Origin of the sequence: Acinetobacter chinensis (assembly GCF_002165375.2) — a bacterium.
Lineage (GTDB): Bacteria > Pseudomonadota > Gammaproteobacteria > Pseudomonadales > Moraxellaceae > Acinetobacter > Acinetobacter chinensis.
Genome location: NZ_CP032134.1, coordinates 1,303,085 through 1,325,054 on the forward strand (window position 1 = coordinate 1,303,085; position 21,970 = coordinate 1,325,054).

The 21,970-nt window shown below is 41.3% G+C and carries 21 protein-coding genes and 1 tRNA gene; 16 read left to right on the top strand and 6 right to left on the bottom strand.

Annotation, left to right across the window (positions count from 1 at the left end):
* The first annotated feature begins 18 nt into the window (after nucleotides 1-18).
* On the top strand, nucleotides 19-663 hold the full coding sequence (locus CDG60_RS06960) for a MiaE family protein (RefSeq protein ID WP_087511329.1): 645 nt from the start codon (nucleotides 19-21) through the stop codon (nucleotides 661-663).
* 205 nt (nucleotides 664-868) lie between these two features.
* Here CDG60_RS06960 and CDG60_RS06965 read toward each other — a convergent pair.
* A tRNA-Asn gene (locus tag CDG60_RS06965) sits at nucleotides 869-944 on the bottom strand.
* A 235-nt stretch (nucleotides 945-1,179) separates the two neighbouring features.
* Here CDG60_RS06965 and CDG60_RS06970 point away from each other — a divergent pair.
* Nucleotides 1,180-1,641 carry a hypothetical protein gene (locus tag CDG60_RS06970; protein WP_087511331.1) on the top strand — a complete coding sequence of 154 codons (462 nt, stop codon included), beginning with the start codon at nucleotides 1,180-1,182 and terminating at the stop codon, nucleotides 1,639-1,641.
* A 129-nt stretch (nucleotides 1,642-1,770) separates the two neighbouring features.
* The gene (locus tag CDG60_RS06975) at nucleotides 1,771-2,556 is read left to right on the top strand and encodes an alpha/beta fold hydrolase (protein WP_087511333.1); all 786 of its coding nucleotides are present in this window, start codon (nucleotides 1,771-1,773) and stop codon (nucleotides 2,554-2,556) included.
* A 50-nt stretch (nucleotides 2,557-2,606) separates the two neighbouring features.
* Here CDG60_RS06975 and CDG60_RS06980 read toward each other — a convergent pair whose 3' ends face one another.
* Together CDG60_RS06980 and CDG60_RS06985 are read right to left on the bottom strand one after the other, a co-directional pair.
* Nucleotides 2,607-3,044, bottom strand: coding sequence for a PaaI family thioesterase (locus CDG60_RS06980; protein WP_087511334.1), 438 nt, complete (start codon nucleotides 3,042-3,044; stop codon nucleotides 2,607-2,609).
* Between the two features lie 157 nt (nucleotides 3,045-3,201).
* Nucleotides 3,202-3,447: a hypothetical protein gene (locus CDG60_RS06985; protein ID WP_087511336.1), complete on the bottom strand. Its 246-nt coding sequence runs from the start codon at nucleotides 3,445-3,447 to the stop codon at nucleotides 3,202-3,204.
* A 365-nt stretch (nucleotides 3,448-3,812) separates the two neighbouring features.
* Here CDG60_RS06985 and CDG60_RS06990 point away from each other — a divergent pair, with 365 nt between their 5' ends.
* Together CDG60_RS06990 and CDG60_RS06995 are read left to right on the top strand one after the other, a co-directional pair.
* Nucleotides 3,813-4,226 carry a GFA family protein gene (locus tag CDG60_RS06990; protein ID WP_087511338.1) on the top strand — a complete coding sequence of 138 codons (414 nt, stop codon included), beginning with the start codon at nucleotides 3,813-3,815 and terminating at the stop codon, nucleotides 4,224-4,226.
* A gap of 136 nt (nucleotides 4,227-4,362) precedes the next feature.
* On the top strand, nucleotides 4,363-5,232 hold the full coding sequence (locus tag CDG60_RS06995; protein ID WP_087511340.1) for a DMT family transporter: 870 nt from the start codon (nucleotides 4,363-4,365) through the stop codon (nucleotides 5,230-5,232).
* Between the two features lie 86 nt (nucleotides 5,233-5,318).
* On the opposite strand, the gene CDG60_RS07000 is transcribed toward CDG60_RS06995, so the two are convergent.
* Nucleotides 5,319-6,545, bottom strand: a complete 1,227-nt coding sequence (locus CDG60_RS07000; protein WP_087511342.1) for a pyridoxal phosphate-dependent aminotransferase — start codon at nucleotides 6,543-6,545, stop codon at nucleotides 5,319-5,321.
* Nucleotides 6,546-6,763: 218 nt separating this feature from the next.
* Between CDG60_RS07000 and CDG60_RS07005 the strand changes: the two genes are divergently transcribed.
* Nucleotides 6,764-6,946, top strand: coding sequence for a hypothetical protein (locus CDG60_RS07005; protein ID WP_087511344.1), 183 nt, complete (start codon nucleotides 6,764-6,766; stop codon nucleotides 6,944-6,946).
* A gap of 194 nt (nucleotides 6,947-7,140) precedes the next feature.
* Here CDG60_RS07005 and CDG60_RS07010 read toward each other — a convergent pair whose 3' ends face one another.
* The gene (locus CDG60_RS07010; RefSeq protein WP_087511346.1) at nucleotides 7,141-8,556 is read right to left on the bottom strand and encodes a GGDEF domain-containing protein; all 1,416 of its coding nucleotides are present in this window, start codon (nucleotides 8,554-8,556) and stop codon (nucleotides 7,141-7,143) included.
* 71 nt (nucleotides 8,557-8,627) lie between these two features.
* Nucleotides 8,628-9,410, bottom strand: a complete 783-nt coding sequence (locus CDG60_RS07015) for an A1S_2505 family phage non-structural protein (protein ID WP_087511348.1) — start codon at nucleotides 9,408-9,410, stop codon at nucleotides 8,628-8,630.
* Nucleotides 9,411-9,585: 175 nt separating this feature from the next.
* On the opposite strand from CDG60_RS07015, the gene uvrB reads away from it, so the two are divergent.
* The 10 genes from uvrB to proB all read left to right on the top strand — a co-directional run bounded on the left by uvrB (nucleotide 9,586) and on the right by proB (nucleotide 21,866).
* On the top strand, nucleotides 9,586-11,607 hold the full coding sequence (gene uvrB / locus CDG60_RS07020; RefSeq protein WP_087511350.1) for an excinuclease ABC subunit UvrB: 2,022 nt from the start codon (nucleotides 9,586-9,588) through the stop codon (nucleotides 11,605-11,607).
* Nucleotides 11,608-11,718: 111 nt separating this feature from the next.
* Nucleotides 11,719-12,327 (top strand): lipocalin family protein, encoded by a 609-nt coding sequence (locus CDG60_RS07025; RefSeq protein WP_087511352.1) that lies wholly within the window; start codon nucleotides 11,719-11,721, stop codon nucleotides 12,325-12,327.
* Nucleotides 12,328-12,453: 126 nt separating this feature from the next.
* A complete protein-coding gene (rarD, locus tag CDG60_RS07030; RefSeq protein WP_087511353.1) occupies nucleotides 12,454-13,383 on the top strand; it encodes an EamA family transporter RarD in 930 nt (309 codons plus the stop codon).
* A gap of 231 nt (nucleotides 13,384-13,614) precedes the next feature.
* Nucleotides 13,615-15,375 (top strand): hypothetical protein, encoded by a 1,761-nt coding sequence (locus tag CDG60_RS07035; protein ID WP_087511355.1) that lies wholly within the window; start codon nucleotides 13,615-13,617, stop codon nucleotides 15,373-15,375.
* Nucleotides 15,376-15,618: 243 nt separating this feature from the next.
* Nucleotides 15,619-17,076 (top strand): glyceraldehyde-3-phosphate dehydrogenase, encoded by a 1,458-nt coding sequence (locus CDG60_RS07040; RefSeq protein ID WP_087511357.1) that lies wholly within the window; start codon nucleotides 15,619-15,621, stop codon nucleotides 17,074-17,076.
* A 233-nt stretch (nucleotides 17,077-17,309) separates the two neighbouring features.
* Nucleotides 17,310-18,029: an MFS transporter gene (locus tag CDG60_RS07045; RefSeq protein WP_087511359.1), complete on the top strand. Its 720-nt coding sequence runs from the start codon at nucleotides 17,310-17,312 to the stop codon at nucleotides 18,027-18,029.
* Nucleotides 18,030-18,036: 7 nt separating this feature from the next.
* Nucleotides 18,037-18,711 carry a hypothetical protein gene (locus CDG60_RS07050; RefSeq protein ID WP_193853184.1) on the top strand — a complete coding sequence of 225 codons (675 nt, stop codon included), beginning with the start codon at nucleotides 18,037-18,039 and terminating at the stop codon, nucleotides 18,709-18,711.
* Between the two features lie 113 nt (nucleotides 18,712-18,824).
* A complete protein-coding gene (locus tag CDG60_RS07055; RefSeq protein ID WP_087511363.1) occupies nucleotides 18,825-19,199 on the top strand; it encodes a winged helix-turn-helix transcriptional regulator in 375 nt (124 codons plus the stop codon).
* Between the two features lie 288 nt (nucleotides 19,200-19,487).
* The gene (gene cgtA, locus CDG60_RS07060) at nucleotides 19,488-20,699 is read left to right on the top strand and encodes an Obg family GTPase CgtA (protein ID WP_087511365.1); all 1,212 of its coding nucleotides are present in this window, start codon (nucleotides 19,488-19,490) and stop codon (nucleotides 20,697-20,699) included.
* A 33-nt stretch (nucleotides 20,700-20,732) separates the two neighbouring features.
* Nucleotides 20,733-21,866, top strand: coding sequence for a glutamate 5-kinase (gene proB, locus CDG60_RS07065; RefSeq protein ID WP_087511367.1), 1,134 nt, complete (start codon nucleotides 20,733-20,735; stop codon nucleotides 21,864-21,866).
* Nucleotides 21,867-21,970 lie beyond the last annotated feature (104 nt).

Below are 21,970 nucleotides of genomic sequence, written 5' to 3' on the forward strand. Positions count from 1 at the left end.
TAATTTTGTTTTTAGATTATGTCTACGATTGATTATGATGAACTGATGAAACCTGTCAAAGGTTTCCTCGGTTGTGAAACTCCCCAGGCGTGGCTTGATGAAGCATTGAAGAATCTTGATATTCTGATGCAGGATCATGCCAACTGTGAGAAAAAAGCAGCAGGTACAGCAATGAACCTGATGTTCAGATACAGCTTTTTTACTGATCTGCAGGTTAAACTGGCGCAACTGGTGCGCGAAGAAATGCTGCATTATGAGCAGGTTCTTGAATTTATGACCAAACGTGGTCAGGAATGGAAAGGGCTGAGTGCAGGGCGTTATGCAGGTGGATTACGTAAGGAAATCCGTACTTACGAACCTGAAGCGCTGATTGATGTGCTGGTAATCGGTGCATTTGTGGAGGCGCGTTCCTGTGAGCGTTTTTACGCACTTGCTCCTGTGGTTGATGATGAGTTGGGACGTTATTACCGTTATCTGCTGAAGTCTGAATCACGGCACTATGAGGATTATCTTGCTTTGGCACTGGATGTTGCTAAAACAGCAAAACTCAAAAATCCTGAAGAAGATATCCAGCAGCGGATTGAACATATCCGTGAAGTTGAAAAAAATCTGATTCAAAGCCCTGATGAGACTTTCCGTTTTCACAGCGGTGTGCCTGTTTAAGTTATTCTTGTATTTTAAAAGGCTGAATTAATATTCAGCCTTTTTTTATGGGATATTTTCAGGAGTTGCGAACTTGCATTGACTGCAATTCATCAGTCAGCAAATACCGCATTGATGTGATTTATCTTATTTTTCAGATACCGATAACATGATAAATTCCAGGCATAAAAAAGCCCACTTCATTATGAGTGGGCTTTTTAAAATATGGCTCTCCAACCTGGGCTCGAACCAGGGACCTGCGGATTAACAGTCCGTCGCTCTACCGACTGAGCTATTGGAGAATCTGCATGCGATTATAAGCAGATTTTGGGAGGGGTCAAGTTAAAAGTGTCATCAGGACTTCATTTTTGTTGCATATGCTTTTTATTTGAGCAGGAATGGTGAAATTGTTAAAAAAACTTGCACAGTCCTGTCAGGCTTGTTAGATTTAATTCATAAATAGTATCTGAGTAACTTCAGACAGTGTGGATTTAAACCAACTTGCCAGCACTAAAATGGCTAAACAGGAGAAAGCGAATGAATGCGCTGACTATTTCGTCTATTATTAAAAATCTTCATATTTATCAATCCCAGTATCTTGAAATCATTGCAACTTCAGAGTGGTATTTTACACCTGTTGAAGATGCATATATCAATTTATGGCCTTTGAAAAAGCAACAGTTGTTTCTTGGTGATCTGCTTCAGTTATGGTTTTCCAGAAAGTGGTGCCTGAATGTTCCTGAAATTCACTTTTTTGAAGCTGTTCATCAACAGGATTATCTTGCTAGGTTTTCAAAACAGGATGGTCTGCTGTTTAAAATCACGGGCAATCTCCTCACGGGAGAAGGGCGTGCCGATGCATGGCAGGATCAGCAGCTGATATCAGAATCTCATGCATCTATATTCAGAACGCTATGTGAATATAAAGCTTTAAAACGACCTGAAGTATCTGTTCAGCATGGCTTATTTAAAACTGAAAAACTTCAGCATATCAGATAGTCTCTTTTTATTTTGTCTGCAGTCAGTTTGACAGCGTGAACCAACGGTACAGAAAGTCAGCTTGAAACAGAGCAGACAACTGATTAAGCTGGTTTGAGCCTTTAAATTTATTGCGGGGAATACATCGACATGGATATGTCAGTTACAGATTTTCAGATTCCTTTTCAGTCAGGTCAGTTGTTTGCCAGGAGATGGCAGGTTACAGATCTGACTACAGTTCCGATTGTATTAATGCATGATTCACTTGGCTGTGTAGCATTGTGGCGTGATTTTCCAGAACAGCTTGCACAGGCAACGGGTAGAAATGTAGTGGCTTATGACCGTTATGGTTTTGGGCGTTCAAGTGCCTGCCAGGAGCCATTACGAACCGACTTTGTAAGGACTGAAGCATCTGAAGCATTTCATGCGGTCTGTCAGTTTTTTGAAATTGAAAAATTTATTGTCATGGGGCATAGCGTTGGTGGTGGAATGTCTGTCTGCTGTGCGGCACAGTATCCGGATCGCTGTATGGCTTTAGTGACGATGTCAGCGCAGGCTTTTGTAGAAGACAGGACACGTAAAGGCATTATTCTGGCAAATGAAGCATTTCAGGATCAGCAACAGTTCTCCAGACTGGAAAAACACCATGGCGGACAAGCTCAGTGGGTACTGAGTGCATGGGTGGATACCTGGCTGTCTGAGCCGTTTGCAGAGTGGACGATAGATACTGAGTTACAGCAGGTTCAATGTCCCGCTTTAGTCATACATGGGGAGCATGACGAGTATGGTTCATTGCTGCATCCACAAAGATATGCAGAACTGATTCCGGTTCAGACTGAAGTACGGATAGTTGAAGGGGCATTTCATATGCCGCATAAAGAAAAAACAGCAGAAGTTCTTCAGTATATACAGCAATTTTTAAACGGTATTGCTTAGTTTTCCAAGGGGAAAAGGGAAGTATTATCCTTCCCTTTATAACAGTAAATTTATGGATGGATAATCATGCAGGTTGCAGTGGCATGTGCATACAGTTTGCCATCTTCATCAATCAGCTGACCTTCTGAAATTGCCAGATTTTTACTTAAATTAATGACTTTACCGACTGCCAGCAGCGTTTTGTCTTTGGGTACTGGGCGACACATTTTTACATTCAGATCAATCGTGCCATATCCGACACCGGCTTCAAGTGTGGTATGTACAGCACAACCGGTTACAGAATCAAGCACGGTGGCAGCAAAGCCACCATGCACCCCACCGAGCGGATTTAAATGTCGCTGGTCAGCCTTGACGTTAAAGCTTGCTCCACCTTTTGAAATAGAGTGCAAATCCATGGGGATGGTTTCGCTGATACTGGCTCTGGGGATATGACCATCAATCATTGCCTGTAAAAACTCAAGTCCAGTCATTTCTTTTGGGTGTTTCATGCTGCTATCCTTATGCAAGTTCTAAAAAGGAACCTTTTAACAAAAATAGGAGATACAGATCTGTCTGTCAATTTATTTTGTGAGTGCTGCTTATATTAAAAATGAAAAATACATTGATTTATATCGTAAAACTGTTTCCATTATGATGGAAAATAGGTCAGTGATTCATCTGATAAAATTTTTCGATATGATCTGAGCGATGAATAATTTTTAACTCAATTTTTTCACCTGTAGCCCAGGTTGCACTCGAATCGCTGAGATCAACATCAATAATATCCAGCTCTTTGCACAGCGTCCTTGATGTCTCTATCACAATGAACTGCGGTGTCTGATTTTTCAGGCATCTGGCAATATAGCGGTGGATATTATTTAAAGGATACACATCAATAATTTTATAACGCATATTTTTTCCAGATATTATAATTAAGTTATTGTAATTTTATTAGAAAGCAAATTATTTTATTTTTCAAATAAAAAATGAATCAAAAAGCCTGTTTGATTATTTACTGACAGAAAGGGCTGTATATAGGAGGATTGTATGGGTTTCAGCAGACTTAAAAAGCCAGTATTTTAAAAGTGCAGATTCATGGTTAAGCTGAATTTTAAATAGCCTAAGCTTTAGGCTGAATCCTTTATTTACAACAGGAATATATTTTCAGCGAAATGGAATGAAATCTACTTTTGTTTATTCAGCAAATTTAATTTGTTGGAGGATGAGCATAGTTGTTGTAATTTACTGATATGAATATCAAACAGTTGAGAATAAAAATGAAAGGACAGTGTGTCTGTGGTGAGACTGCATTTACCGTTACGCTGAAAGACCATAATGTGCATGTATGTCACTGTTCAATCTGTCGCAGGCAGACCAGTGGTGTCATTATGACTGTGGATACGGTTCAGGGCAGTCTGAATTTTGACAAACAGAAATATTTGTCTGTATACAGTTCTTCTGATTGGGGTGAGCGCGGATTTTGTAATGCCTGTGGTACTAATCTTTTCTGGCGGACAAAAGATCACAGTTACTGCAATATTAATGTGTTTTCTTTAGAAGAAGCACCTGAGGATCTGAGGCTTGATATGGAAATTTATATTGACAATAAACCTGAGTTTTATTCATTTTCAAACAGAACTCAAAAGATGACTGAGGCGGAGGTGGTTGCGCTGTTTTCTTCGGATCAATAAGAGAAGGAGTTGATGGTGATGCTAAAGCCGTGTTTTACATCAGTACTATTGATAAGTTTGATGAGAAAAATGCTATAGATTTAATAAGATATATTCGATATATCTAAAGCAGACTGTTGAATAAGGATGCTCAGACATGCTGCTTAAAATAGTGATTGCCATGCTGGCATTTGCTGCAAACTCTGTATTGTGCCGTTTAGCACTGGCTGAACAGCAGATTGATCCTATGAGTTTCAGTCTGATCCGTGTATGCAGTGGTGCAGCAGTATTGTGGGGACTTTATCAGTTTTCTTCAAACCAGGCAAAGATCGAATGGAGCGTGAAAAATGGATTTTTTCTCGCCTTATATATCACCGCTTTTTCTCTTGCTTATTTACATATTGATGCGGGTGTGGGGGCATTACTTCTCTTTGGTACAGTTCAGCTCAGCATGGTCGGCTATGGTTTGTGCCACGGTGAGAGGATAAATCTGCGTCGCGGTACGGGACTGGTCATTGCGATTACGGGGATTCTGATTTTGTTATTGCCTGGAGCATCCGCACCTCATCTGGGCTATGCTGCAATGATGGTACTTTCGGGTATAGGATGGGCAATGTACAGTATCGCAGGAAAAAATATGCATAACCCACTGGCAAGCAGCCTGGGGAATTTTGTACTTGCGATTCCTTTTGTATTGCTGGTATATCTGGTTTTTTACACACAGAGCTTTATCAAACCGCAGGGTGTGCTTTTAGCACTGTTGTCGGGCGGTCTGGCTTCCAGTGGTGCCTATGTACTCTGGTACGCCATAGTGAAGCAGATTGATCGTGTGACAGCCAGCAGTGTGCAACTGTCAGTACCATGTCTGGCTATTCTGGGGGGAGCCTTGTTTATTGGCGAAGCACTGAGTTTCAGAGTTGTTATTTCTGCAGTCATTGTTCTGGCTGGGATTGCTTTGGTGATCAGGTCTTCATCCGACAGTCAGCATTTGAACAAAACGGTTTCGGCTGATTCGACAGGTTTGTAAAAGAAGTTGAAGTAAGGTTATCTCAGGTCTGTTAATAAAAAACCCGCGATATTCGCGGGTTTTTTAAATCTGATATTTAAATCAGATTATTTTTCAGCAGCAATTGAAGCAATTGCAGCATCAACGCCTTCGATTGAATCAGCAGCTTTCTTGATACGTGCAAGTGCATCTACAAGAACTTCATCAGCAGTTGCATAAGAAATACGCATATAACCGCCTAAACCGAATGCATCACCAGGAACAACAGCAACACCAGTTTCTTCCAGTAACCATGCAGAGAATTCTGTGCAGGATTTTAAACCTTTTGCACGGATCAATGGACGGATGTTCGCATATGCATAGAATGCACCATCAGCAGGAAGACAAGTAATGCCTTTAATGTCATTCAAGCCATTTACCACTAAGTCATGACGACGGTGGAACGCTTCGATCATAGGTTGAAGAACGTCCTGTGGACCATTCAATGCAGCTTCAGCAGCAACCTGTGAAATAGAAGTTGGGTTTGAAGTTGATTGAGACTGGATTTTTTTCATTGCGCCAATCAGTTTAGCAGGACCCGCTGCATAGCCAATACGCCAGCCAGTCATTGCATACGCTTTAGACACACCATTTAAAACGATCGTGCGGTCATAAAGGTCAGGAGCAACAGTTGCGATGTTGTAGAACTCATCATCCCAACGGATTGGCTCATACATATCGTCAGAAGCAATAAATACTTCAGGATATTTACGAAGTACTTCAGCCAGAGCTTCAAGTTCAGCTTTGGTGTAGATCATACCTGTAGGGTTAGAAGGGCTGTTTAACACTACTAAACGGGTTTTGTCAGTGATTGCAGCTTCAAGTTGCGCAGGAGTAATTTTGAAACGCTGTTCTTCACCACATTTCACAACAACCGGTACGCCTTCAGCGATGATCACCATATCTGGATAGCTTACCCAATACGGTGCAGGAATGATGACTTCATCACCTTTGTTTAACAGAGCAAGTGCCAGGTTAAAGAATGACTGTTTACCACCGCATGAAACCAGGATCTGGTTTGCAGCATATTCAAGATTGTTGTCACGTTTTAATTTAGCAATAATTGCTTTTTTAAGGCCTGGCGTACCATCTACAGCGGTGTACTTTGTAAAACCGTTGTTAATTGCTTGAATAGCAGCATCTTTGATGTGTTGCGGAGTGTCAAAATCTGGTTCGCCGGCGCCCAAGCCAATTACGTTCTTACCAGCTGCTTTTAATTCAGCAGCTTTGTTGGTAACAGCAAGTGTTGGGGACGGTTTGATGGCATTTACACGATCAGAGAGACGTACGTCCACGGCAATATTCCTTCTTATAGGGATAAAAAAATAAAAGCACACTATCTTAGCCTAAAACGGTGTGTTACGTCGCCCAATATATGAAGAAATGTTTAAAAAAATGAATCAAAATGGAAAAAATCTGTTTCAAAAAATCAATTTATCCATTACTGCACGCCTGACTCGCATCAGGATGCAAATTTACGTACAATACAGCGAGCTGAAATTGAGTGAATCACATGACCACCCAAAATACTCCCAAGAAAAAGCCATTGGTTAACTTACCTTTTCCAGTGCAGAAAGTGAATGATGCTACACCTGCGGACGAGGAAATTGAAGATATGCGTCCAAAGCCACAGCGTTATGCAGACCGGACATGGATGCCTCCAAGAGGTACACGTCGTTCGATGGGCAAGCGTTAATTTAGACGCGAATTAAAAATAGGTGCTGAATGCGCCTATTTTTATGCAAAGAAGATCTATAAGTCTGGAGCTAAAATATTTTCAGGTTGTCATATAATTACAAATTGGCGTCTTTTGCTTTAATTTTGAATTGACTCTTATTTAAATGATTTATTGGATATCTGAGTTTTTAAGAGTAGCTCTTAATTTCAAAATTAATCTTTTAAAGATGCGTTATAGAAAGCCTGTTTATTGCGATACATAATTGCATCAGCTCTTTTGAGTAATTCCTCTATGCTTTCATCCTGTTGTGTAGTTGCATAACCCATCGCAACATGAATTGGAAAATCAGGATGTTTGATCTGGTCAATTTCAAGTTCACAGCGAATCCGATCTAATAATCGAATGATTTGAGTCTGTTTCGCTTTGGGCATCAGAATGACAAATTCATCACCGCCCAGTCGTGAAGCTGAAAAAGTTGTCTGTGTAAGTGATGTTTTTAAAATTTTACCAAACCGTCTTAATATCTGATCGCCCTGGTCATGCCCATAGACATCATTAATTTCTTTTAAGCCATTAATGTCTAAAAATATACAGGAAACAGGATGATCCTTTTTCGCCTGAATATTAATGACTTCATCATTAAAAAAAGTACGATTATAGAGTTGGGTCAAATGATCATGTTTACTGACATGAAGTAAATGATTTTCTAATTTTTTACGTTCTGAGAAATCTGTAAAGGCGATCTGCACTGTATCCCAGTTATGGTGAGAATGAGGAAAGATCACCAGTTGCTCGCGTATATTGAGAATATCACCGTCAAGGGTTTGATATTCACACTCACGAGTTTGCTGGTGTTCACCATTCCAGAGTGCCAGTAATTGGGTATGGAAATTCTGCTGACTTGATTCACGTAAAATCTGCCATAAATTTTGCAGGAAACTTTGCTTACTGTCGGCTTTAAACAGTTCTAAAAGTGCCTGATTTACACCAATATTCTGAACACTTTCAAAGCACATTCTGACAAAGTCAGGATGTCGGATCATATAATTGTCTAAATCATTGATTCCTTGTTGCTTTAAACGATCAAATATCAGTTTGATCTGACTGTAATCTCTGACCCACAATGCTGTAGGGGAGTGTAAAAATAAGGACTCCGCAAATCTACGGGCATTCTGATAATCGGAAATATTTTCAGTCGTGAGTAACAGACGTTCCCAGTCATCTTCATGTCCAGGCATAAAACTGGCTTTAAGCTGAATATCAATTTGTTTGCCTTTGCAAGTGTAATTGACTGAAGGGCAAATGTACTGGGTTTTTCGGTTCCATAAGGCAATAAAAAAATTAACTTTTTCTATACTGACTTTTTCTGCATGTAAGCTTGCAAAGCTTTGTAATATTTCATTTAAATCTGAAGCTTCATACAGATCAAGGGTACTTTGATTGATCTGTATGGTCTGGATTGCCATTAAACAGGGCTGTAAGCGTTCGGGGTCTTCAAGCAGATATTGCTCCAGGTCTTCAATGCCTTCATCTGTCCATTGCTGAAAGATTTTTTTGACAGCACTGAAGTCCTGAATCCACATCGCCATGGGAGATAGGTGAAAAATGGATAAATCGACTTCCTCCATAATATTCTTCCTTCTCACCAGTATTGTTTATTGTTAAAACTGCTTTGTTCAAACCGTTTTATCAGTATCAGTTATTTTTTTGCACGATGTGCAGCTTTTGGTGGCATCACTTCTTTTTGAGCATTCCACGTTTCTATAAAATCATGCTCGTTGATATTATACAACTCTAAAATTGCTAAAATCACACCACCTAAAGTCTTGGTTTCATCACTCTGAATGTCATCTGTTAAAACATTTTTGCTTTTGAGTGTATTTAAAATATCGCTGATTTCGTAACTGCGATCCCGACCATTACTGTCCGTTGGATACATCGGGATATTGATCACAATCGTTGCAAGGGTTTTTTCTGCATCGCTTAAATCTAAAGTCTGAATTTTTTCTTCGACATCTGCATGAAAGATCACTTCATTGCTGAGAATACTTTGCAGAAATTTCTGAGTCAGTTTCGGTAAGGTTTTTTCCACGAATGGACGAAAGGAAACAGGGAAGATTACGTTACGTGAAATTCCTTTAAACATTGGAGCGATTTCTTCAACTTTGTAGCCTGCAACACCACAACCAACTGAAGTAATGAAATACTTCATTTTGAGATGGTTTCTGGTATAGATTTTAAAATCATCAATATAATGCTGAATTTGCGAAAGCGGCATCTGCTGAAGATGTTCATTCATGGTTGGAATGGCAAAGCTTTGTCCTGCCCAGCCCCGTCCGACACCTTTGGTCGCACCAAAGTGTAACAGTGCTGTTTTTGCAGCCCCCCCCTGGTGAGTACCCGCCATATTGCTTCCAAAGACAAAGACTGTATCTTCAGGTAAATCTTTGATTATGCTTTCATCATGATATTGATAAGTCATGTTTTCAATCTTTTAGCCGGCTTGTTTCAATGTTGCTATCGAAATAAAAAAGGGTCAAGGGTATTTGTTGAATATTGTGTAAAAAGCCCCATTAAAAAACAGTGTAAACCGTAGTTTGCGTGACATTCTGTTAAACTATCCTGTGCTTCTTAGCCTGGTCAAAGAGTGAATTATTGTGAGTGAAAACCAACCTTTTGAACTTGTGACAAATTATCAACCCGCAGGGGATCAGCCACAGGCGATTGCAAAACTGGTTGATGGGGTAAACAGAGGTTTACACGATCAATTGTTATTGGGTGTGACAGGATCCGGTAAGACTTACACCATGGCAAATGTCATTGCGCAAACACAGCGACCAACCATTATCATGGCGCATAATAAAACCCTGGCAGCTCAGCTTTATGGTGAATTTAAAGCATTTTTTCCAAATAACGCTGTTGAATATTTTGTCAGTTATTATGACTATTATCAGCCTGAAGCCTACGTGCCATCTTCAGATACATTTATCGAAAAAGATTCAGCCATTAATGATCATATAGACCAGATGCGTCTTTCAGCGACCCGGTCACTGCTGGAACGACGGGATGCCATTATTGTCGCATCGGTTTCAGCCATTTATGGTCTGGGCGATCCGAATGCTTATATGAGCATGCTGCTGCATGTGGTTCAAGGAGACAGAATCAACCGTGATGATCTGATCCGTCGGCTTGTGGAAATGCAGTACACACGGAATGAACTGGAATTTTTGCGGGGTACTTATCGAATCCGTGGAGAAATACTGGATGTTTTTCCTGCTGAATCTGACCAGTATGCCATCAGGATTGAACTGTTTGATGATGAAGTGGATTCGATCCGCTGGTTTGATCCTTTAACCGGTAAACTGGTACGTAAAGTGCCAAGAGTGACGATTTATCCTAAAAGTCACTATGTCACGCCCAAAGATAATCTTGAACGGGCAATAGGCACAATTAAAGAAGAACTGAAAGAGCGTCAGGTATTTTTTAAAGAACATGACAAACTGATTGAATTGCAGCGTATTGAACAGCGAACCCGCTATGATCTGGAAATGATGCAACAGTTGGGTTATACCAACGGGATTGAAAACTATTCAAGACATCTGTCTGGACGACCGGCTGGTGAAGCACCGCCAACGCTGTTTGACTATATTCCTGATGATGCTTTACTGATAATTGATGAATCGCATGTGACGGTTCCTCAGATTGGTGCTATGTATAAAGGTGACCGTTCACGTAAAGAAAACTTAGTCAATTATGGATTCCGTCTGCCCAGTGCTCTGGATAACCGTCCAATGAAATTTGAAGAATGGGAGCGGATTGTACCGTCAACGATTTATGTCAGTGCAACGCCTGCCCTTTATGAACTGGAAAAGTCCGAGCAGGTCGCAGAGCAGGTGGTACGTCCAACAGGTCTGGTTGATCCTGTTATTGAAATTCGCCCGGTACTTACTCAGGTCGATGACGTACTTTCAGAAATTAATATCCGTAAAGAACTGGATGAACGTGTACTGGTTACAACTTTAACCAAACGTATGGCTGAAGATTTGACCTCGTATTTAAAGGAATACGGTGTAAAAGTAGCTTATTTACATTCAGATATTGATACTGTTGAACGTGTCAAAATTATTCATGAACTTCGGACAGGTGTGCATGATGTGCTGGTTGGCATTAACCTGTTAAGAGAAGGTCTGGATATGCCTGAAGTATCCCTGGTTGCTATTCTGGATGCAGATAAAGAGGGGTTTTTACGTTCGGAACGCTCACTGATTCAGACCATTGGTCGTGCCGCACGTCATGTGAAAGGTAAAGCGATTCTGTATGCAGATCGTGTGACGGATTCGATGCAGAAAGCAATTGATGAAACTGACCGTCGCAGAGCGAAACAGATTCAGTTCAACGAAGAGCATGGCATCATTCCACGCAGTGCAAAACGGCAGGCTATTAAGGAAATTGATACGGGCGAAGTGTTGACTGATGAACAGATCGAAGTTGGGGCTTTAGAGCAGAACAATGTGCTCACTGCAGATGAACGACACTTGCTTTCAGATCCTAAACTGCTTGCGAAGCATATTGCAAAACTTGAAAAAGATATGCTTAAAGCATCCAGAGAGCTGCAGTTTGAACAGGCAGCTCAACTCAGGGATGAAATTGTCCGCCTGAAAGCACAGATGCTGCAATAATTTTCAGATTGTCAGACATCTTACATAACAATACAGTATGAGGAAAAAATAATCGTTATTTTAATGATAGTTACATCAGTTTAAATAAGCTGGGATCAGACAGGTAATATCATGATAACGAAAAATATTCCTCGTGCAGGTTATACATTGGCAAAAATTGCGGTTGGTGGCGTGCTGCTAGCGGGGCTTGGAATAGCTGCAGTGAGTTATGCACAGTCCAGACCTTTAACAACCGTGGATAAAATTGAAATAGACCGCTATTTAGGGGTGTGGTATGAAATTGCCCGTAAACCCATGTATTTTCAGAAACAGTGTGACCGTCATGTCACGGCAACCTATACCTTAAACGAAAATGGTAATGTGGATGTGCTGAATCGTTGTCTGAGTGAGGATGGCACAGTCAACCAGGTCAAAGGTGAAGCTTTTATTCAGAATGCACCGTTTAACAGTAAGCTAAAAGTCAGCTTTCTGCCCGAAGTGGTTCGCTGGTTGCCGGTTGCCAGAGGGGATTACTGGATTCTGAAGATTGATGATGATTATCAGACTGTACTGGTGGGAGAGCCTAAGCGTAAATACATGTGGGTGCTGTCCAGAACACCGGATCTGAATGAAGCCAGGCTCAACGAATACCTGCAGTATGCTCAGTCGCTGGGTTATAACATCAAAGATCTGATCAGGACAAAACAGTCACTGAAACTGTTGAAGGAAACAGAGCAGTAGTTTTAATAATTGATTGATTTATATTCAGGTGCTTTTATTGCCTGGAATATAATTTAAATTGAATATTCATGTTTTAGTTGCTTTAAAGCCATTATACTGATCTGCCCCATATCTCAGGAGTCAAAGATGTATAAAGGCGTAGCGCTGTCTGTATTGGCATCTGTAACTTTTGGGATTCTGTATTTTTTTACAACGTACCTGAAACCGATGGACAGTGAGCAGACCTTTGCCTGGCGAATGTTTGCAACAATTCCTTTTCTGACCCTGTTTATGTGGTGGTCAGGCGATCTTAAAAATATCCAGTCCATTTTCAGGCGGATACTGGATCAGCCGGTCTTTTTAATCTGGTTGCTTTTCAGCTCGTTGCTTTGTACGACTCAGTTGTGGCTTTTTTTATGGGGTCCCATCAATGGACGGGGGCTTCAGGTATCTTTGGGCTATTTTTTATTGCCCTTAGTTATGGTGCTGGTCGGTTGCCTGGTTTACAAAGAAAAACTGTCCAGATGGCAGCTTGCGGCTGTGGTTTTTGCAGTGCTTGGCGTTGCGCATGAAATATGGCGTATTGGCAGTATTGCCTGGGAAACGGTTTATGTGGCTTTGGCATATCCTTTGTATTTCTTTTTAAGACGTTATTTTAAAACAGATCATTTAGGTGGTTTCTGGTGGGATCTGTTTCTGATTCTGCCCGTAGCGGTCTATCTTGGGTTCAGCCTGAGTGATTCAACCGGACTGATTGCTGCCTTTCCACATCTGATCTGGGCAATTATTGTGCTTGGTTTCTTAAGTGCGCTGGGACTGGGAAGTTATATCCTCGCCAGTCGTTATCTGCCATTTGTCATTTTTGGATTGTTGAGTTATCTGGAACCTGTGTTACTTGCACTGGCTTCAATCGTTCTGGGTGAGCGGGTGGAAGCAGGTGAGTGGCTGACGTATATTCCAATCTGGTTTGCTGTTTTACTGCTGGTTATTGAGGGTGTTCTGCACATTTTCAGGCAAAGACAGAAATCACAGGAACTGGAATGCAAAGCGGTTAAGTATCTGGATAAACAGAACTGAACAGTAAATGAAAAGTCATAAATAAATTAAGGGTTTAGCTGAAATACCTTGTGTCGTCAGGAAAATGCATTCTGTCGTAAAAATAAAGCAAAAAGCCATTCATTGTGCTATTTGATTGGATAGAAGAATCTGTGTTTTATTGCTTATTGAAAATAAGCAATTGATTCACTAACATGATGAATATATTTAAAAAAGATAATCTAAAAATAATTCAGCCGGGGATAAATTAATATGCAGCCAGCAATGATCCCATTTCATATCCGGGAAAAATTATTACAACTTGAGCCAGGTTTTGAACCTGGCTGGCAAAGTGTGCTTGAAAGTGTTTTTTCAGAACAGGATTCAGCCATTCAGGATATGCTGAATCAGCAGTTTTTAAAGGCTAAGGAAATTGTCTGGGACAGGGAAGACAACAGTTTCAGTTACAGTTTTACGACTGCCTTAAATATTCTTAAACATTGTGTCAATAATACAGAGTTACAATTGCTCGCGGATCAGCTGAACCAGGATCTTGAGGCAATGAAACTCAGTTCAGATGCTATGGCAGTTGCATCGTGTCTGGAACAGGGCGTTGCAGCAATCAGACAATTGCAGATGAAGGAAGATCAGTCAGGATGGCGGGAAAAAAACCTGTTGCTGAAAACATACCTGATTCAGGCAGCACAGATTGTTCTTGCCATGACAATAGTACCACCTACAGGTCTGAGAGAGCTGACCGAAGATCAGATCAGGCATTTTATTGTTGATGTTTTTCTGCGCTACCAGCTGCCGGTACCCTCTATAAAACCACAGTTCAAAGAAATTCAGGAGCTGAAAAAGCACCCTTTTTTCCGTTATTCCCTGAACAGAAAACAGGAGCTGAAACCTGTAGAACTGATCAGATCCGCCGACTATATTTTTGTCATTGCACCGAGTACCGATATTGAACAGAACCCTTATTCAATCAGCCGTTTTCTCAGGGAAACAGACAGAACAAAAGGTATGGAATGTTGTGTACTTGTGCTGGATCTCGAAAAATCACTTGAAAATGATTATATGGAGAGATTTCAGTCATTATTGCAGATGATCCCAGAAAGTGTTGCAAAACTGAGCCCGAAAGCTTTTGAGCAGATTCAGCAGATGAATGAAATATGCGAACAGACCATTTTTCCTTTACTGACTGAGTCGGTACATCTGGAAGAAAAAAGTTCGGATGTTTTCGTACAGCAGCATCTGAAAGAGCTGGAAAACACTTTGACTGAAAAATTGCTGATTCCACTGGCAGATCAGCTGAAAGAAAATATATTTTCTGCTGAAGAATCAGCCGTGCTTTACTGGAATCTGAACCGCCTGTTTACAGAAATGTATGCTTATTATCGGGTGTTCTGTGCCCAGCCTGCTTTAAAGTCCAGTCAGGGAATAAAAGCATTTGAATATAAGTTTGTCTCATTGGTGCGTTTACTGCAAAAGCGCCGTGCGCAGATTTTTTCTGTTGCGACTGCATCTGAATGGCAGAATGCTCACAGCGAATCAACCGGACCTGTTCAGGGCATGATTCAGATCATGAATATCTGCTTGCCAGAATACAGAGAACTGAAAATCCGCCTGAATAAATTGCGGAGAGAGCTTTCAGAAGCTAGAAATTCTCTGTTTAAAAGAATGATTAAAAGCGACCAGTATGAAAAAGATATACAGCAGATCAGTGAGGAAATGCAGTTACTGAAAAGGCAGATATTCACCGACATACGTCGGTTGCTTGAAGCCACACGACGTAACATGATTCATCTGGAAACAGAGAGTATGCTGAGCTTTACTGAAACTGCGCGTCATTTTGCATTTCCATGTGGGGAGAATGGGCTGAGTCGTTTGCCGGTTGTGATTAAACTGCCTGAATCTTTCCTGGATTTTGATGTAGAAGTCTTCAATGCAAAATTTAATTATGAACTGAATTTTTCTGAAGGCTCAAAGGTTGAAAAAGAAATACAGAATCAGTCAGACAGCATGATGTCCTGATAGATTCCTGGTTCTGTTGGATCAGATTTTTTTTGATGACATGGAAGTATGAAAAAAACAGTAAAATGATTGGTATATGAAAATCATAAAAATAATTACAAGTATTTTTAAAATTTATAGTGAATATATGGGAAAATAAGCACCGCTTGAACAGCTTTTGATTCAAACTTTTCGATAATTCCATTACAATTGTCGGGTTTTGAATTTTATGCCTAGATTTACAATTAATTAGAGGACGTTTCTGTGAGCAAAGAGACTATCATCGCCCTACACGCAGAGCACCAGGGTCGTTGGAAAAACCGTGAAGAAATCGCGGAACAAATGATCGCTTTGATTGGTCAGCTTTACCGTGAAAAAAATATTGTGGTTTCAGTGTTTGGACGCTCTTTGGTTAACCGTTCAGTAATCCAGATTCTTAAAGCGCATCGTTTCACCCGTATGATGGATGTTGAACTTTCAGTTGTACATACATTCCCGATTCTTGAAGCGCTGGCTAAAATTGAAAATATTGGCACTGCTGAGATTGATCTGGGCAAATTAGCCGTTGCTTTCAAAGAGCAAGGTGGCGATGTTGATGCCTTTGTTGCAACTTCAGTTAAATCAGTTGAAGGTCGTGCGACTTCTGTAGAAGGTCGTGATGTTGTACTTTACGGTTTTGGTCGTATCGGTCGTATTCTGGCTCGTCTGATGATTGGTCAGTCTGGTCTTGGTCGTGGCTTAAACCTGAAAGCAATCGTTGTTCGTAAGTCATCTGATGGTGACCTGGAAAAACGTGCTTCACTGTTACGTCGTGACTCAATTCACGGTCCATTCTCAGGCACTATTTCTGTTGATGAAGAAAACGAAGCAATTATTGCTAACGGTCAGTTCATTAAAGTGATTTATGCATCCAACCCGACTGAAGTTGATTACACAGCTTACGGTATTGAAAATGCACTTGTGATTGATAACACAGGTAAATGGCGTGATTCAGAAGGTCTTGCACAGCATCTGAAATGTCCTGGCGCTGCACGCGTTATTCTGACTGCACCTGGTAAAGGTGATATGAAGAACGTTGTATATGGCGTAAACCAGACAGACATCCTGGATGAAGATGCGATTATTTCAGCAGCAAGCTGTACAACCAATGCTATCACTCCAACTCTGAAAGTTTTACATGATAAATACACAGTATTGAATGGTCATGTTGAAACAGTTCACTCGTTCACAAACGATCAGAACTTAATTGATAACTATCATAAAGCTGATCGTCGTGGCCGTGCTGCAACACTGAATATGGTAATCACTGAAACAGGTGCGGCTAAAGCAGTTGCTAAAGCACTTCCTGCACTTCAGGGCAAACTGACTGGTAACTCAGTACGTGTTCCAACACCTAACGTATCTCTTGCTATTCTGAACTTAACTTTGGATAAAGAAGTTGATCGTGATGAAGTGAACGAATACATCCGTCAGATTTCTATCAGCTCAAGCCTTCAGGGTCAGATTGGTTATACCAACTCAACTGAAGTTGTATCTTCTGACTTTATTGGTTCACGTACAGCAGGTGTATTTGATGCTCAGGCAACAATCACTTCAGGCAACCGTCTGACTGCTTATGTATGGTATGACAATGAAGTAGGTTACAGCTGCCAGGTACTGCGTATTGCAGAACAGATGGGCGGTGTAAGCTATCCTAAGATTCCTGCAGAAAAAACTGCATAATCTTTAAATAAAAAAGAGCTTCTTCGGAGGCTCTTTTTTTTGCCCGTTTTTTATGAATAAAAATATGGCGTATGTCTGAGGTATACGGGCTGAGACAGGGAGATTCAGAAAATCAGTTATTCAGAGTAAAACAGAGGAGTGTACAAATGTAATAGACTCTTATACATAAAAAAGCGATTCAATTCACAATAATAATTAAAATAATGAAAGGAAATGGAACTTAAGGATAAGTTTTGCAACTGAAAAATGTATTGAGCATTATTGTATTTATTCTGCTGACCAGTATCTGTGGAATTGTGCTGGGAATCTGGGCTTTTAAGCATTTCAATATTTATATTCCTTTAGAGAATCAGCAGGTCAATATTGATTTACAGGAACCTCTCCAGGCTCAGGTTCATGTCAAAGATGCACTGGATGTGGATATATCAGGTCGGATCAATGCAGAAATTCCGATTGATGAAAAACTGAATATTCCACTGAAGCAGACTCTGACTCCTCGTGTATATTTTGATAATCAGGTGCCGATTAAAACCACGATACCAGTCCGTGAGGTCTTAAAAATCAGGCAGGATATGGCAGTCAATACCAAAGTACAGACGACAGTGCTGGGTAAAGAGATTACTTTGCCACTGAAAGGAACCATTCCGATCCAGCTGGATGTTCCGATTGAGCTGAATGTCCCTCTGGCACAAAAAGTACATTTGAAGTTTGATGCACCTGTCAGAGTGGAGCTAAAGGAAAATCTGCATATTCCCTTAAAGACGACACTGAAAACCATAGTTCCTGTGAGTGGTCATTTGAATGTGCCGGTGAAATCTGCCTTGAATGCTTCGGTTGATGTTCAGAATACACTTCCAGTCAAAATCAGGCAGGGTGAGCTGCGTATTCCATTAAATTCAGTGCGTATAGCAACATTAAAAAATGCTGAAACTGAACCTGTACAGGTAAAGTGATATGCGAATATTTTCTTCTCCGAAGCTGTGGATGATCAGTTTTATTCTGACAGGATTGCTGATTGCTTTTTTATTCTGGCTGTATCTGAATGTTGTGGCTTCCATGCATGTCAGTGCTCAGCAGGCAGATATTCAGTTACCGCATTCCTTACCGGTCAGAATCAATGTGGCTAATCATTTACAGGCAACTTCGCTTGGACAGGTGGATACTCAACTGACGGTGGATAAAAAGTTACTGTTGCCTTTAAAAGGAAAATACAGGGCAAAACTGGGCTTTGAAGTGGAAGTTCCTGTTTCTGTGCAGATTGATTATCAGACGACCATTCATATCAATCAGAGTATGCCACTGAACACAACGACGGACCTGATTTATCAAAACAGGCTTTTACCTGAGTTTCCTTTAAATCTCGATATTCCAGTCAGACTGGACGTGCCGTTTGAGTTAAAGAAAACCTATCAGGTTCCGATCAGAATTGCATTTGATGGTCCGGTTGATCTGGAGTTCGATGAGCCTGTAAGTTTAACGGTGCTGCATAAATTTGCGCCGCGTCTGACTCTCAATGATCCTGTCAGTATGCATAATATTGCAGGTTTTAATGCTGTAATGACAAATGATGTACGGGATACTGTTGCTGCACTGGAGATGAAGATGGCATTACCTGTGCGTAATATCCATCCTTAAACAGTAGGAAAAATAATCATAATTCAGCTTGATGTTTAAAAAATAATCATTTAACTTACTTATTGAAAGTTTATATTTAAAAGTAAGCATTTTAATCAAATGAGAATCAGTTTATGAGCCAGTATGCAACAAGTCAGGTACTTGGGCAGGTCTTGTCCAGTGAGTGTCCATCGAGAGAGTTGCTTGAACATATTACCAGTAAGTGGTCATTGCTGGTTTTACATTGTTTAAGTCAGGGGGTTCATCGTTTCAGTGAGCTGAAACAGAAAATTGATGGTGTCAGTGAAAAAATGTTGTCGCAGACCCTGAAAGTACTTGAACAGGATGGACTGGTGCTGCGAACAGTGTATCCCGTTGTTCCACCAAAAGTAGAGTATCAGCTGACGTTTACCGGTTCTCAGACGGCAGAAAAAGTGAATATTCTGATCAGCTGGATAGAACGGAATTTACCTGAAATATTAAATAATAAAGCGCAGTTAATGAAATAAAACAGCTGTTTAGGTTGCATGACTGAACAGTATGGGCAGCTGGATGACTGCTTCTGAATATTATTCGAATGATTTTTACTGCAAAGAGACTGTTTTATCATCAGGTGGGGCATTTTCAAAAAGTCAGAGTGAACTTTTGTTCAGTCAAATGGCGTTCATAAAAATTTAAAACAGATAAAAATAAATAAAATGAATCATATTTCAGTCTGAGCTGAATAAATCTATTCGAGAAAAACTTTAAAATATGGCAGAATAGGCGGTTTTTAAAGTTTTTAGAGGATTGGCAATATGCGCTTTGTTGATGAAGCAGTCATTACCGTAGAGGCTGGCGACGGTGGCAATGGCGTAGCCAGTTTTCGCCGAGAGAAGTTCGTACCGTTTGGTGGTCCAGATGGTGGTGATGGTGGTCGTGGTGGCAGCATTTATATTCAGGCTGAAGACGACACCAGTACACTGGTAGATTATCGTTATACCCGTAAATTCCGCGCTGAACGTGGTAAAAATGGTGCAGGCGCAAACTGTGCTGGTCGTGGTGGTGAATCCGTGATTCTGAAAGTTCCAGTAGGAACAACCATCGTAGATACAGAATCTGGCGACATTATTGGTGACCTGATTGAAGATGGTCAGAAAGTTCTGGTCGCTGCGGGCGGTGATGGTGGATTGGGTAATACTCATTTCAAATCATCCACAAACCGTTCTCCACGTAAATGTACACATGGCTTTAAAGGTGAATTCCGTGAAATTCGCCTGGAGCTGAAAGTTCTGGCAGATGTTGGTCTTCTGGGTATGCCGAATGCCGGTAAATCCACATTTATCCGTGCTGTTTCGGCTGCAAAACCTAAAGTTGCAGATTATCCATTTACAACCATGGTACCAAATCTGGGTGTGGTGGATGCGGACCGTCACCGTTCATTTGTTATGGCTGATATTCCAGGGCTGATTGAAGGTGCAGCTGAGGGTGCTGGTCTTGGAATCCGTTTCCTTAAACATCTGGCGCGTACCCGTATTCTTCTGCATATTGTGGATGTTCAGCCAATTGATGGTTCAGACTCCGCTTACAATGCTAAGGCAATTGTTGCTGAGCTGGCAAAATTCTCTCCGACACTGGCGAAACTGCCTGTTGTACTGGTGCTGAATAAGCTGGATCAGATTGCAGAAGAAAGCCGTGAAGAGTGGTGTAAGCATATTCTGGATGAACTTCAATGGGATGGACCTGTATTTAAAACATCTGGTCTGCTCGAAGAAGGAACCAAACAGGTTGTTTACTACCTGATGGATCAGATTGAACAGCAGCGTGAGCGTGAAGAGGAAGATCCGGAATACGCAGCAGAAGTGAAAGCATTCCGTGATCAGCTTGAAGTTGAAACGCGTGAACAGACGATTGCTGCAAAAGAAGCGTATCGTGAAATGCGTCGTCAGCAACGCCTTGCAGGGCAGGATGATGATGATGACTTCGATGATGAAGATGACGGCGAAGTGGAAGTACATTACGTACGTTAATCTCCTGGTATAAAAAAAGTCACTGAGGACAAGATGATAGAAGTGGTGGATGGGCAGCGTCAGCTTAAGGATTGTAAAAGGATCGTAGTTAAGATCGGATCATCTTTACTGACAGCAAATGGCAAAGGTCTGGACCTGGATGCGATTTCGCACTGGGCCAGACAGATTGCAGACCTGCACAGTGCAGGTCATGAAATCATTCTGGTTTCATCAGGGGCTGTCGCGGAAGGGATGGTCAGAATGAAGCTGGAAAACCGACCCACCGATCTACCCAGTCTTCAGGCCTGTGCTGCCATTGGTCAGATGGGGTTAATCCACACCTGGTCCAGTGTGCTGGATAAACACAGCATTCAGACAGCTCAGGTTTTACTGACTCATGATGATCTGGCTGACCGTCGTCGCTATCTGAACTCATGTGATGCCTTGCAGCATTTAATTGAATGGCGGGTTATACCTGTGATCAATGAAAATGACACTGTATCTACAGATGAAATCCGCTTTGGTGATAATGACACATTGGCTGCGATGGTTGCAGGGCAGGTGCATGCCGATCTGCTGATTATTCTTACAGATCAGCAGGGAATGTTTGATTCAGATCCACGTTCCAACCCTGACGCTAAACTGTTCCATACCGTTCGTGCGCTTGATGAAAGCCTGTTTGATATGGCAGGTGGCGGTGGAAAATTTGGACGTGGCGGTATGCTGACCAAAGTTCGTGCTGCCCGTCTGGCCGCCAAGTCAGGCTGTCCAACTTTGATTGCCAGTGGTGACAGTGATCACGTGCTCTCCCGTCTGATGGGTGGTGAGATGCTGGGTACGCTGTTTATCACAGACAATGACAGAATGACAGCTCATCAGCAGTGGCTTGCTGCACATCTGCAGACCGCTGGACGTCTGGTGATTGATCAAGGTGCTGTAAAAGCAATCAAAGAAAATCACCGCAGCCTTTTACCTGTGGGTGTGAAAGCGGTTGAAGGTCACTTTGAGCGTGGTGATGTGGTTGAATGTGTGGATCAGGATGGACATCGTGTTGCTGTGGGGCGGGTCAATTTCAGTTCCCGTTCTGCAGAAATCGTTAAAGGTCTGGCATCTGACAAAGTGCATCAGGTACTTGGAGAAGCCCGTTCTCTTGAAATGATTCACCGAAATCATATGGCGATCTATTAGTAATTACGTATCATAACTGAACATAGCACCAAAGCTTGATTCCGTAAGGAGTTGAGCCTTTTTACTGTGCTATGAGCTGTCGAAAATTATCTGTAAGGTTGTTC

Coding starts and splice junctions, on each gene's coding strand:
- CDG60_RS06960 (WP_087511329.1), top strand. CDS start 19: ATGTCTACGATTGATTATGATGAACTGATGAAACCTGTCAAAGGTTTC.
- CDG60_RS06970 (WP_087511331.1), top strand. CDS start 1,180: ATGAATGCGCTGACTATTTCGTCTATTATTAAAAATCTTCATATTTAT.
- CDG60_RS06975 (WP_087511333.1), top strand. CDS start 1,771: ATGGATATGTCAGTTACAGATTTTCAGATTCCTTTTCAGTCAGGTCAG.
- CDG60_RS06980 (WP_087511334.1), bottom strand. CDS start 3,044: ATGAAACACCCAAAAGAAATGACTGGACTTGAGTTTTTACAGGCAATG.
- CDG60_RS06985 (WP_087511336.1), bottom strand. CDS start 3,447: ATGCGTTATAAAATTATTGATGTGTATCCTTTAAATAATATCCACCGC.
- CDG60_RS06990 (WP_087511338.1), top strand. CDS start 3,813: ATGAAAGGACAGTGTGTCTGTGGTGAGACTGCATTTACCGTTACGCTG.
- CDG60_RS06995 (WP_087511340.1), top strand. CDS start 4,363: ATGCTGCTTAAAATAGTGATTGCCATGCTGGCATTTGCTGCAAACTCT.
- CDG60_RS07005 (WP_087511344.1), top strand. CDS start 6,764: ATGACCACCCAAAATACTCCCAAGAAAAAGCCATTGGTTAACTTACCT.
- CDG60_RS07010 (WP_087511346.1), bottom strand. CDS start 8,556: ATGGAGGAAGTCGATTTATCCATTTTTCACCTATCTCCCATGGCGATG.
- CDG60_RS07015 (WP_087511348.1), bottom strand. CDS start 9,410: ATGACTTATCAATATCATGATGAAAGCATAATCAAAGATTTACCTGAA.
- CDG60_RS07025 (WP_087511352.1), top strand. CDS start 11,719: ATGATAACGAAAAATATTCCTCGTGCAGGTTATACATTGGCAAAAATT.
- rarD (WP_087511353.1), top strand. CDS start 12,454: ATGTATAAAGGCGTAGCGCTGTCTGTATTGGCATCTGTAACTTTTGGG.
- CDG60_RS07035 (WP_087511355.1), top strand. CDS start 13,615: ATGCAGCCAGCAATGATCCCATTTCATATCCGGGAAAAATTATTACAA.
- CDG60_RS07055 (WP_087511363.1), top strand. CDS start 18,825: ATGAGCCAGTATGCAACAAGTCAGGTACTTGGGCAGGTCTTGTCCAGT.
- cgtA (WP_087511365.1), top strand. CDS start 19,488: ATGCGCTTTGTTGATGAAGCAGTCATTACCGTAGAGGCTGGCGACGGT.
- proB (WP_087511367.1), top strand. CDS start 20,733: ATGATAGAAGTGGTGGATGGGCAGCGTCAGCTTAAGGATTGTAAAAGG.